Raw genomic sequence first — 12,465 nt, 5'->3', positions numbered from 1 at the left:
TTATTTCTTACGCCACCGATTTCGTCGACCTACTTGGACTTTATTTTGTTTCGGCTTTTGATTCTCAACTTGTGGAGGAGGCAACATTTGATGTTCATTCGCGACTAATCGCCCTTGAACGCCTTCAACACCTAAATCTTGCAATGTTTTTAACTCAGCCTCGCTATCGACCCCAACCGCAACAACTTTAGTGCCACTGCCTTCACAAGCGCCAAGCAAACTACGTACAAATAGCTGGTTTTCATGCCGTTGGTCGATGCGCTTAATCAAACTACGGTGTAGTTTCATATAACCAAAAGGCAGTTCTTTTAGGTAATGCGTACTAACAATCGAACGCCCGGCTTGGTTTATCGCGGCTTGGCAACCTAACCCCGACAACATTTTGATTACCGGACGCATATAATCCAAATGTTTTACAACTTTAGCTTCAGAAAACTCAAAAATCAGTGCGCTACGTTGCCGAATTGAGAGCTGCAGCAACTCATTTCTAAACCATTTAAAATAGTCGCGCTCTGCAAATGGTGTCACGTGCAGGTTGATGGACAACTTTTGTTCGGTATCTCGCTGTTTAAGATATTGACTCACAACCGTCATCTGAGTTTTATCCATCACCGCTTGATAACCGACTAATTCAACCGCTGAAGCAAACTTCGACGCTTTGATCACCCCTTTTTCAGGATCACGAAGGCGCATAAATAACTCTCGGTGATCCAGCACGTTTTTCATTTGCTCATCGAACAGATAGCACGCCTGCTCAAAAACTAATATTTTCTCTGGCACCATTACTTGATCAAACAGAGAGCGCCAACGCACGCTCCCCCGTTCATCTTGCTGAGCAAACGCTTTATCAAAGCGGTTCCACGTGTTCATTTGTTGAATTCGTGCGCTCTTTAGCGCCGTTTCGACTTCATCCATGATCCGGTTTTGTCGCTCACCTTCACGATAACTTGTTACTCCGATATGACACCAGTTTTCTGGATCAAGCGGTTTAGGCGGCTGTATGCGACTGAGTTGCTTCAAACATTGCGCCGCAATGGAGCTTGCTTCTTTACTATTAACTTGCGGAGCAAATAGCGCAAATTCAGCATCGTAATATCGTGAGAGCGTAATATCCGGATAGCGCTGAATCACGTTAGATAAATTGCGCCCTACCTCAACAATAAACTCATTCGCCTGTTGTAACCCAACTTCTTCAATCGCCGATTCCCAGTCGTCCAAACGGATCAAGAACACAGCGCCTTGAGAACCCGTTTCAGATAAAGCCGACTCCAACTTGCTATCAAACAGCACGCGATTAGCCGTGCCCGTCAATTTGTCCAAGAAGGTCTGAGTCCGAATAAAGGTATCAAACCGACTGCGTTCTTGACGTGCATCCTGCAACTCTTCAATCAAAAGGTCTAAGGCTTCACTCGCCGTATACGGCCATTCACGCTCATCGCCTTTGGCATGTTGCTCAACTCGCCCGGCGAGGATCATTCTTCCCCGTTCTTCCAACAATTCAGAACCGAGTAATTGCTCTTTCAACCACTTAACACCACGCACAAGACAAAACACCACCAGCGCGATAGCTAAAGAGAGCGAAGAGAAGGCTTGCAGAGAATAATTGTATCCCAGATAAGGAGGGCGAACTTTAAAGGTGATGGAATATCCGTCATTCCTTTCTAGTACATAAGTTTTTTCGTACAACGCACGTTCGTCGATGCGCATCGAGGTATCTTTGTAGCGATAAACGACACCAAACGAGGAGGACAGTTGCATTTCAACAATGTTGGACGCTTGCAGCATTTTGGGCATCCAACGCTGCATCGAGTAGGCAGCATCAGGATCTTCCATCTCCTTATCCACCACTTCCACAATGCCTTGCAGGGATTGCTCAACGTACTCTTGGCCCAAACTGCGCAGCGACAATGTGCCACCAATAAACAAAATGAACATCGCACTGATGACGATCATCGTGACAAAAGCCACCAAGCGAGTACTGAGCTTTAAGGTAGGGGTATACCTCATTGTATAATGACATCCTTATCCATCGCGCAAAGGGCTAACTCAACCAAAGCGCTTACGCTAAAAAAATTGCGTAGTTAAAACCGTCCATGAGAGAAGGTCAATATCTTGTTAACTATATAAAAAAACCGCGGAAACCGCGGCTTTTTTCGTCGATGACATCCCTAGAACGGGATATCGTCATCAAAATCCATTGGTGGCTCGTTATATTGAGGCTGGGATTGTTGAGGTGCTTGCTGTGCTGGCGCTTGTTGTGGCGCAGATTGCATTGGCTGTTGAGGTTGTCCCCAACCACCTTGCTGTTGCTGTTGTGGTGCTTGGCCCATACCTTGATTTTGACCGCCACCTTGACCACGACCACCCAACATTTGCATGGTACCGTTAAAACCTTGTACCACGACTTCAGTGGTAAAACGATCTTGACCGCTTTGGTCTTGCCACTTACGAGTTTGCAGCTGGCCTTCAATGTATACTTGAGAGCCCTTACGTAGGTACTCTCCAGCCACTTCGGCTAATTTGCCAAACAAAGCAACACGGTGCCATTCGGTCTTTTCACGTTGCTCGCCAGTACTCTTATCGCGCCAAGATTCTGAAGTTGCCACAGTAATGTTCGCAACTGCGCCACCACTTGGCATGTATCGTACTTCTGGATCCTGTCCGAGGTTGCCCACGAGGATGACTTTGTTTACTCCACGGCTCGCCATGTTCTGCTCCGTCTGATTAATGAGTGTGTAACTTAAAAATAGCGCATTAGCATACCACGCTTTGTGTGAGGTACAAATTGTATTGCCAACAGAATCGATTGCGATCGCTGACCGTCATTCGCCCTCACATTTTACGAGTCAACTCAACAACAATATTACTGATAAACCACTTACTTACCGTCAATTATGAAACTAGGCGCAAAAGTAATGATTCGATTAGCACTGTACCGACCCTATGCACCATATTCTGCAAAAAATCTTTGGAGAACATAGAGATGGTCAGCAAGTCTAGTTATACCCGTACAATTTATCACTTATGTGATAACCCTAACGCCAATTACCTTCAAGTAAACGATATTGAACATCACCTCGCGCTAGATATTCCCAAAATCTCGCCCAAGGGCCTTATGATGGCACTACAAAAACACAAACATAAAATTCTGCTAATTGATTATCAAAGTATTCACCTCCTCACAGAGCAAGTCCGTGATCTGCCGCTGACCGATAAAAACTTTGAAACCATCGTGTTTAATGTACCGAAACGTCTAACCACAGAGCAGCTTTTAGAACTCGGGAATTTAAAAGGGCTATTTGGGTATAAAGAGGATAATAAGGCCATTGCCAAAGGCTGCGCTGAAATCATCAATGGCCAAAACTGGTTACCAAGAAAGGTATGTGCGCAGTTGTTACACTATTACCGCCATGTGATAGACCAAAGCCGTACCCCTGTCGTGGTTGATCTCACCTGCAGAGAAGTTCAGATTCTGCAAAGTTTAAGGACCGGGGCGTCGAACTTACAGATTGCCGAAGACCTCTTTATCAGTGAGTTCACCGTAAAGTCGCACCTGTATCAGATCTTTAAAAAACTTTCTGTACGAAATCGTGCCCAAGCCATTTCGTGGGCAAAACAGCACATATTGTCTTAAATTTAAACCAAAGCCTAAAATTGCACATTTTCGAACTGACTGTCGTTATTTCTCCCCAAAAAGCATGTTAAGGTTTGTCTAGTCAAATTATCGTAATAAGAAAGATAAGGGATTCAGAATGATCAAAAAATGCCTATTCCCCGCAGCTGGCTATGGTACGCGCTTTTTACCTGCAACTAAGTCAATGCCTAAGGAAATGATGCCAGTGGTAAACAAACCATTGATTGAATATGGTGTAGAAGAAGCCATCGATGCTGGTATGGATGGCATGTGCATTGTGACAGGTCGAGGCAAACACTCGATCATGGACCACTTTGATAAAAACTACGAGCTAGAACATCAAATTAGCGGTACGAACAAAGAAGAGCTATTAGTCGATATCCGTGAAGTAATCGACAGTGCGAACTTCACTTACATTCGTCAACGTGAAATGAAAGGTCTAGGCCACGCGATTTTAACAGGTCGTGAATTAGTCGGTGATGAACCGTTCGCGGTTGTACTTGCGGATGACCTTTGTGTAAACGAAGGTGACGGAGTACTGGCACAAATGGTATCACTGTTTAAGCAGTTCCGTTGTTCAATTGTTGCGGTTCAAGAAGTTCCTGAAGATGAAACGCACAAGTACGGTGTGATTTCTGGTGAGATGATCAAAGATAACATCTTCCGTGTTGAAGACATGGTGGAAAAACCAGAAAAAGGTAAAGCGCCAAGCAACCTTGCGATCATCGGTCGTTACATTCTAACACCGGATATCTTCGAGCTTATTGAAGGTACTGAACCAGGTAAAGGCGGTGAAATCCAAATCACTGATGCGCTATTGAAACAAGCAAAATCAGGTTGTGTACTAGCGTACAAATTCAAAGGTCATCGTTTTGACTGTGGTAGCGTTGAAGGTTATATCGAAGCAACGAACTACTGCTACGAAAACCTATACCTAAAAGACGACAAAGTGTCGACGTTAGGTAAGCAAGCGACTCAAAAATCACAGAAATAATTCAGCAGTTATTCCCCCTAACTACTGAACATAAAAAGCAGCGCATTAACGCTGCTTTTTTTTATCCTCAGCACAAGGGCTGTTTTTTTATACAGTTGTTCTTTGAACATTTATCACACTATGTAATACTAGCCCCACAGCATAATTTACAGAGCGAACCCCATGGATCAAATAGATATTCGCGGCGCAAGAACCCATAACCTCAAGGACATTAATCTGACGATTCCTCGCGATAAGCTGATTGTTATCACAGGCTTATCCGGTTCAGGCAAGTCATCTCTTGCCTTTGATACTTTGTATGCGGAAGGCCAGCGACGCTATGTAGAATCTTTGTCAGCCTATGCCCGTCAATTTTTATCTTTGATGGAAAAGCCCGACGTCGATCATATTGAAGGGTTATCGCCAGCCATTTCCATCGAGCAGAAATCAACCTCTCATAATCCGCGTTCAACCGTCGGAACGATTACCGAAGTCTACGATTATCTGCGTTTATTATATGCTCGTGTTGGAGAGCCACGCTGCCCGGATCATCATGTCCCCCTCGCAGCACAAACCATCAGCCAAATGGTAGACAAAGTGCTTGAGCAGCCGGCGGGATCAAGGTTAATGCTCTTAGCGCCAATCGTGAAAGAGCGCAAAGGTGAGCACGTTAAAACCTTACAGAACCTTTCAGCTCAAGGGTTTATCCGCGCACGTATTGATGGAGAAACTTGTGATTTGTCCGATCCTCCAACCCTTGAACTGCATAAAAAGCACACCATCGAAGTGGTGGTTGACCGCTTTAAAGTTCGTGACGATCTCAAGCAGCGCCTAGCGGAATCATTTGAAACGACCCTTGAGCTCTCTGGTGGCACAGCCGTTGTTGCGCCAATGGATGGAGACGGTGAAGAAGTGGTGTTTTCAGCGAACTTTGCATGCCCACATTGCGGCTACAGCATGCGTGAACTCGAACCACGATTATTTTCATTTAATAACCCAGCAGGCGCTTGTGGTACCTGTGATGGACTCGGCGTTCAGCAATACTTTGACCCAGACCGAGTGATTGTCGATGACTCACTCAGTTTAGCCCAAGGCGCTATTCGTGGCTGGGATCAAAAGAACTTCTACTACTTCCAAATGTTGAGCTCATTGGCAGAGCATTACGGTTTTGACCTGCACGCTCCATTTAAATCACTGCCAAAGAAAACTCGCGATATCATATTGCACGGCTCTGGTCGCACTGAAGTGGAATTTCAGTACATCAATGATCGTGGTGATATTCGCGTTAAACGCCATCCTTTTGAAGGTATTCTCAACACTCTTGAACGCCGCTATCGCGATACGGAATCAAACTCAGTACGCGAAGATTTAGCAAAATTTATTTCGACCAAATCATGCAGCAGCTGCCATGGAACACGCCTCAGACTTGAAGCGCGTAACGTCTTTATTCAAGACACCTCACTACCCGAAATTGTTGAGCTGAGCATTGCTGATGCCTTAGCCTTTTTTGCCTCGTTAAAATTAGAAGGGCAACGTGCGCAAATCGCAGAAAAGGTGATGAAAGAGATCAATGACCGTTTGAGCTTTTTGGTCAACGTTGGTCTTAATTATCTCAATCTGTCGCGCAGTGCAGAAACTCTGTCTGGAGGCGAAGCGCAACGTATTCGTCTAGCCAGTCAAATTGGCGCAGGCCTCGTGGGGGTAATGTATGTGCTTGATGAGCCATCGATTGGCCTCCACCAGCGTGATAACGAACGTCTACTCAATACTCTCACTCATCTGCGTGATTTAGGAAATACCGTATTAGTGGTTGAGCACGATGAAGATGCAATTCGAATGGCTGACCATGTGATTGATATTGGCCCAGGTGCGGGTGTCCATGGCGGACAGGTCATCGCTGAAGGTCCGGTTGACAAGATCATTGCCACCGAGGCGTCATTAACCGGGCAATACCTGTCAGGAAAGAAAGAGATTGCGGTTCCCACCGAGCGCACACCGCGTAATGCGAAAAAGTGCGTTGAACTCTTGGGCGCGAGCGGCAACAACTTAAAAGAGGTCGATTTATCGATTCCATTTGGGTTGTTTACCTGTATTACTGGCGTCTCAGGCTCGGGTAAATCCACCCTAATCAACGACACTTTCTTTAAAATTGCGCAAACCGCACTAAATGGCGCAACGACCGCAACCCCAGCGCCATATAAGAAAATTAAAGGGTTGGAGCTATTTGATAAAGTTATCGATATTGATCAAAGCCCTATCGGCCGTACGCCGCGCTCTAATCCGGCAACCTATACGGGTATTTTCACTCCAATTCGTGAGCTATTTGCCGGCACCCAAGAATCACGCTCACGTGGTTATAAGCCAGGTCGATTCAGTTTTAACGTCCGTGGTGGGCGCTGTGAAGCTTGCCAAGGTGATGGCGTAATTAAGGTTGAAATGCACTTTTTACCGGATGTGTACGTCCCCTGCGATGTTTGTAAAGGGAAGCGCTATAACCGTGAAACGTTGGAAGTTCGCTATAAAGGAAAAACCATTGATGAAGTCTTAGAGCTCACAGTTGAAGATGCTCGTAGCTTCTTTGATGCTGTGCCCGCCATCGCACGTAAGCTGCAAACTTTGATTGATGTCGGTCTCTCTTATATTCGTTTAGGACAAGCGGCGACCACACTCTCTGGCGGTGAAGCACAACGTGTTAAGTTAGCACGTGAACTATCCAAGCGTGATACTGGTAAAACCCTATATATTTTGGATGAGCCAACCACCGGTCTTCATTTCCACGACATACAACAGTTACTTGGCGTCCTACATCGTTTACGTGACAATGGTAATACCGTGGTAGTGATTGAACACAACCTCGATGTCATCAAAACCGCCGACTGGGTTATCGATTTAGGTCCAGAAGGTGGACAAGGCGGCGGTGAGATCATCGCCCAAGGAACGCCCGAAGATGTGGCGCAGGTCGAAGGTTCGCATACTGCTCGCTTCTTAAAACCTATGTTGAAATAGAAAAAACAGTTAAAGTAATCAAACCAGCGCCGATACGCTGGTTTGATTTTGTTAGCGATAGAAGTTTGTATGGCAACCACTTATGTAAATGGCACCCAACTCGAACCACAGGCTCCGCGAGTACCACTCAATCGACGTTTCATCGTCTCATTAGGCTTGGTATTTGTTATTGCCATGCACTTTTTCATGCCTAACCCAGGCGGTGCAGGATTAGCACTTTCGTTTAATGCGACAACATGGCTCGCGGTGAGCGTTAGTTTAGCCATCGGTTTATATCAGCTTGGAACCAACCGCAAGATCTACTATACCAAATTGACCCTAGGCTTATTGCTGTGCTGCTTATTAATGACTGTACCGGTCTTTTATCCGAATAGCTCTGTAAGCTTGGTCTCTGGGCGATTGTTCGGTCTTTGGGCGGGCTTTGTATTGTTTGTTGTACTGCAACAGTTCCAATTCAGTATTCAGCACCGGCTGAGACTGCTATGGTTCATTCTAATTGCGGTCTGTATTGAATCGCTCATTGGCTACGGTCAATTCTTTTGGCTCAAACCTGGCAATATATTTGGTTACGATACGTTAGTTAATCGACCGTATGGTATTTTTCAGCAGCCAAACGTCATGGCAAGCTTTCTCGCTACTGGCTTAGCCATATCAGGTTATCTACTGGCTCGCTACCCGATTAAATATCAAAGCCGCATCAGTGTTATAAGTCTGCTCTATTGTATTCCATTAATCACACTCCCCTTATTAGTCGTTTTAGCATCGCGCACTGGTTGGCTGGCTACCGCGCTCACCTGTGTACTGGTGCTACCGTATTTAAGGCGATTCTCGACAGCAAAACGTTTCTATGGCTGGTTGATTTCATTAACGTTGGGACTTGTTGTTGGGCTATGGATTAGCACATTGAGCGGTAAAGACAGCCACCTTTTGGCCAAAGCCGATTTAGACAGCCCTCGCAGCTATACCTTTCCACAAGCGCTCGATATGGCGATTGAGAAACCCTTTACCGGTTACGGGTACGGAAAGTTTGAATCACAATATATTCTGTATACCGCGCGTCAACATCAACTCAATCCAAACTATCCACCCGGTTTACCCGCGATGGATCATCCACACAATGAGTTATTATATTGGGCTGTCGAAGGGGGGTTATTACCTGTTTTAGCGATCATCCTCGCAGCGCTTATCGTCCTTTCACGAATTTATACCGATAAGAAAGGCACCCGCTTAGCGATGTTTGCACTCTTTGTTCCTATTGTGTTGCACTCTCAACTTGAATATCCGTTTTATCACTCAGCGATTCATTGGATAACCTTTGTCATTCTTCTTTACTGGGTTGATCAACGTGTTGCACGCTACAAACAAGCGAGCTTTAGTCAAGTCTCTAAAAGTGCCCTGCGCGTGATCAGTTTAACGTTGCCAGTTGTCACCGCGTTTTATATGTTGACGTCGCTGCACACCAACTATGTTCTCACTCAGTTTGAAAAGTCCGAACCACGTAATCCAGATATTCTAGAGCAAGTCACTAACCCGCTGGTGTGGAAAGACCGCTTTGACTGGGACATTTACAGTACTTATTTGCAATTGGGGCTATATAACGAAGATCCCGACTACATCACCCCTTACATTCGTTGGTCGTTGAACATCATTAAACATAAGCCAAGGCCAGCACTCTACAACAATCTGATATTGGCTTATCAGGGATTAGGCGATATCAGCCGTGCAAAACAGATACGTAAAGAAGCCAACTATTTGTTTCCTCAATACACGTTCTCTCCACCGCACCATGAAAGCCAAATCGGCCCAGGGGAAGGGCTGAGCGACTAACAAGCAGGGGCGAAATTCCATCCGCCCCTATATCATTTTAATGATATTAGAGAAGCGAGGTTTGCAAGGCCTGCAGACACAGTGCAATGTTCTCTTTGCGTGCCCCATACCCCATTAAGCCAATTCGCCAAGCTTTACCAGCCAAATCGCCTAATCCAGCACCTATTTCCAAATTATACTGCTCTAGAAGTTGACGACGAATACTCGCTTCATCAACGCCTTCCGGTACGTAGATAGCATTCAATTGTGGTAAGCGATGTGCTTCCTCTACAACAAAACGAAAACCGAGCTTTTCCAGACCAGATTTCAACTCTTCATGCATATCACGATGACGTTGCCACGCATTTTCTAGCCCTTCTTGTTTAAGAAGCAATAACGCTTCATGCAGCGCGTAAAGACTATTCACTGGCGCAGTATGATGGTAACTGCGTTTGCCTTCCCCACTCCAATATCCAAGTACCAAACTCTGATCTAAGAACCAACTGCGAATCGGCGTTTGACGAGATTGAATCTTTTCGACCGCTTTCGCAGAGAAGGTCAACGGTGAAAGCCCTGGCACACACGACAGACACTTTTGACTCCCCGAATACACCGCATCCAACTGCCACTCATCCACTTTTAATGGTACTCCACCGAGTGAGGTGACCGCATCGACAATCGTTAATACGTCGTGCTTTTGCGCTAAAGCGCCAAGCGCCTTCGCGTCAGATAAAGCACCTGTTGAGGTTTCTGCATGAACAAAAGCCAACAGTTTAATATCCGATTCCGCCTCCAACGCTTGTGCCACTTTCCCCACGCATACTGGCGCTCCCCAAGGGTCATCGACCACAACGGGTACACCACCGGCACGAACCACATTTTCACGCATGCGCTCGCCAAACACACCATTACGGCAAACCAACACTTTGTCTCCCGGTTCGATTAAGTTGGTAAAGCAAGCCTCCATCCCGGCACTACCCGGTGCAGAGACTGCGATAGTGAAGGCATTTTCCGTTTGGAAAGCGTATTTCAGCAGTTGTTTTAATTCATCCATCATGCCGATAAATAGCGGGTCTAAGTGACCAATGGTTGGGCGACTTAGCGCCTGTAATACACGAGGTGAAATATCAGAAGGACCAGGTCCCATCAAGGTGCGATGAGGGGGCAGAAAACTGTGAATCGTCATGAGAATTCCTTTGCAAATAATGACTGGGGGAAGGCTACCTTAATCCAATTTTATTCCTTGAGCAATTGGCCAAAGGTATAGTGGTCTAACCAGTTAGCACACGCCGCCATGTATTGTTGTTACCGCAATAATTACTGATTGACATTCGTTCCATAACAACGTTCAATGGCTAAGCATTTTTATGCAGAAGAGGAGCACTGCCTAGGTAGGTATGACGTGGAGCCACAACTCCAATACATCATATCGAGGGAGAGCAGTGCCGAGATGAACCAGAGATGTGGATTTGGTTTGTCGGTTGACTTGGGTTGAATCCCAGCAACTGTCATCAGTGCTATCTGATGAAGGGCTTCTGAGGTCACTATTCAAATCTTTAAACCTCTCTTTTTGCTCTAGCACTCTCTTCATCGACAGGACGTTTGATTACTCTATTCGTAATCGATTATTGATTCTTTTTGGAAGCCATGGGAGACCTACAGTGAGCGCATTTAACGTTGCCAAATTTGGCGGAACCAGCGTCGCTAACTTTGAAGCAATGAGCCGTTGTGCGGCCATTATCGAAGCCAATCCAAACACCAAACTTGTTGTCAGCAGTGCATGCTCTGGTGTCACCAACCTTTTGGTTGAACTCGCTAACGGAGTCAGCGAACAAGAACGCCGAGCTGAACTGTTACAGAAACTCGCCAACATCCACGACACCATTTTATCTCAGCTTAAGGATGCCGCCGAAACTGCGGCCGAGGTCTATACGATTCTCGATACCATTACTAGCCTTGCGGAAGCAGCATCAATCCAAGCCAGCACCAAACTGACCGATCACCTTGTTGCTTGTGGTGAGCTAATGTCGACACATATTCTCACTCAGTTAATGCGTGAGCGTGGAATCGACGCAATGCGCTTTGATATTCGTGATGTCCTGCGAACCGACAGTGATTATGGTCAAGCTGAGCCACAACTCGAAGCCATCAGTCAATTGGCTCAAGAAAAGTTGGTGCCGCTTTGCCAGCAGCATGTTGTGATCACTCAAGGCTTTATTGGAAGTGATGAGGAAGGCAATACTACGACACTTGGCCGTGGCGGCAGTGACTACAGCGCCGCATTAATTGCTGAAGGTGTAAAATCTAGCGGGCTAGAGATTTGGACTGACGTACCAGGGATTTACACGACCGATCCACGTATCGCCCCTAAAGCGACACCGATCCCTGAGATCAGCTTTAGTGAAGCCTCAGAGATGGCCAACTTTGGCGCCAAGATTCTGCACCCTTCCACGCTGTTACCTGCGCTGCGCCACGATATTCCGGTATTTGTTGGTTCCTCTAAAGAACCGGACAACGGAGGAACATGGATTCGCCGTAAAGTCGAGAGCTCCCCACTATTTCGTGCTCTTGCGCTTCGTACCAATCAGACCATGATTACGCTGCACAGTGCGAAAATGTTCCAAGCCTATGGCTTCCTGGCCAAAGTGTTTGAAATTTTAGCCAAGCACAAAGTTTCGGTCGATTTAATTACAACCTCAGAAATCAGTGTCTCTCTGACACTCGACAAAACAGGCACTGCGGGTGGCGCCCCTCAACTTCCGCAAGCCGCACGCGAGGAGCTTGAAGAGTTATGTACCGTTGATGTCGAACAAAACCTAAGCTTGGTCGCCCTGATTGGTAACAATATGAGCAGTAATCGTGGGCATGCAAAACAAGTGTTCGGTACCCTAGAAGACTATAACCTGCGCATGATTTGCTTTGGTGCAAGCCCGCATAACCTATGCTTTTTGTTGGAAGAGTCGGTGGCGAAAACCGCGATTGAAAAACTGCATAGAGAACTCTTCGAATAAACCACAACAAAAAACGCCAGCGTAATGCTGGCGTT

8 protein-coding genes and 1 riboswitch are annotated in these 12,465 nt (G+C 46.1%); of the genes, 5 read left to right on the top strand and 3 right to left on the bottom strand.

Annotated elements, in window-relative coordinates:
- Both csrD and M1D72_RS08525 read right to left on the bottom strand, forming a co-directional pair.
- Complete coding sequence (csrD, locus tag M1D72_RS08530) at window positions 1–2,007, bottom strand: RNase E specificity factor CsrD (RefSeq protein ID WP_456296602.1); 2,007 nt, start codon at window positions 2,005–2,007, stop codon at window positions 1–3.
- Between the two features lie 161 nt (window positions 2,008–2,168).
- A complete protein-coding gene (locus M1D72_RS08525; RefSeq protein WP_390196278.1) occupies window positions 2,169–2,708 on the bottom strand; it encodes a single-stranded DNA-binding protein in 540 nt (179 codons plus the stop codon).
- A gap of 275 nt (window positions 2,709–2,983) precedes the next feature.
- Here M1D72_RS08525 and M1D72_RS08520 point away from each other — a divergent pair, with 275 nt between their 5' ends.
- The 4 genes from M1D72_RS08520 (at window position 2,984) to M1D72_RS08505 (ending at window position 9,440) form a co-directional block, all read left to right on the top strand.
- Window positions 2,984–3,634, top strand: a complete 651-nt coding sequence (locus M1D72_RS08520) for a LuxR C-terminal-related transcriptional regulator (RefSeq protein ID WP_390196281.1) — start codon at window positions 2,984–2,986, stop codon at window positions 3,632–3,634.
- Window positions 3,635–3,752: 118 nt separating this feature from the next.
- The gene (galU, locus tag M1D72_RS08515) at window positions 3,753–4,628 is read left to right on the top strand and encodes a UTP--glucose-1-phosphate uridylyltransferase GalU (RefSeq protein ID WP_390196284.1); all 876 of its coding nucleotides are present in this window, start codon (window positions 3,753–3,755) and stop codon (window positions 4,626–4,628) included.
- 162 nt (window positions 4,629–4,790) lie between these two features.
- Window positions 4,791–7,613, top strand: a complete 2,823-nt coding sequence (gene uvrA, locus M1D72_RS08510; protein ID WP_390196286.1) for an excinuclease ABC subunit UvrA — start codon at window positions 4,791–4,793, stop codon at window positions 7,611–7,613.
- Window positions 7,614–7,682: 69 nt separating this feature from the next.
- Entirely contained in the window at window positions 7,683–9,440 is a 1,758-nt protein-coding gene (locus tag M1D72_RS08505; protein ID WP_456296601.1) for a PglL family O-oligosaccharyltransferase, read from the top strand.
- Between the two features lie 46 nt (window positions 9,441–9,486).
- On the opposite strand, the gene M1D72_RS08500 is transcribed toward M1D72_RS08505, so the two are convergent.
- Complete coding sequence (locus M1D72_RS08500; protein WP_456296600.1) at window positions 9,487–10,605, bottom strand: pyridoxal-phosphate-dependent aminotransferase family protein; 1,119 nt, start codon at window positions 10,603–10,605, stop codon at window positions 9,487–9,489.
- 179 nt (window positions 10,606–10,784) lie between these two features.
- A riboswitch (Lysine riboswitch) is annotated at window positions 10,785–10,962 on the top strand.
- A 118-nt stretch (window positions 10,963–11,080) separates the two neighbouring features.
- On the opposite strand from M1D72_RS08500, the gene lysC reads away from it, so the two are divergent.
- The gene (gene lysC, locus M1D72_RS08495; RefSeq protein ID WP_456296599.1) at window positions 11,081–12,430 is read left to right on the top strand and encodes a lysine-sensitive aspartokinase 3; all 1,350 of its coding nucleotides are present in this window, start codon (window positions 11,081–11,083) and stop codon (window positions 12,428–12,430) included.
- Window positions 12,431–12,465 lie beyond the last annotated feature (35 nt).

The sequence above is a fragment of the Vibrio sp. AK197 genome (assembly GCF_053903115.1).
Note: the sequence above shows the minus strand (reverse complement) of the source record. Positions and strands in the feature narration are given on the sequence as shown.

What these genes read in the sequence shown, in the direction of transcription:
- M1D72_RS08500 (WP_456296600.1), bottom strand. Translation starts at nt 10,605, where the DNA reads ATGACGATTCACAGTTTTCTGCCCCCTCATCGCACCTTGATGGGACCT.
- galU (WP_390196284.1), top strand. Translation starts at nt 3,753, where the DNA reads ATGATCAAAAAATGCCTATTCCCCGCAGCTGGCTATGGTACGCGCTTT.
- M1D72_RS08505 (WP_456296601.1), top strand. Translation starts at nt 7,683, where the DNA reads ATGGCAACCACTTATGTAAATGGCACCCAACTCGAACCACAGGCTCCG.
- M1D72_RS08525 (WP_390196278.1), bottom strand. Translation starts at nt 2,708, where the DNA reads ATGGCGAGCCGTGGAGTAAACAAAGTCATCCTCGTGGGCAACCTCGGA.
- uvrA (WP_390196286.1), top strand. Translation starts at nt 4,791, where the DNA reads ATGGATCAAATAGATATTCGCGGCGCAAGAACCCATAACCTCAAGGAC.
- M1D72_RS08520 (WP_390196281.1), top strand. Translation starts at nt 2,984, where the DNA reads ATGGTCAGCAAGTCTAGTTATACCCGTACAATTTATCACTTATGTGAT.
- csrD (WP_456296602.1), bottom strand. Translation starts at nt 2,007, where the DNA reads ATGAGGTATACCCCTACCTTAAAGCTCAGTACTCGCTTGGTGGCTTTT.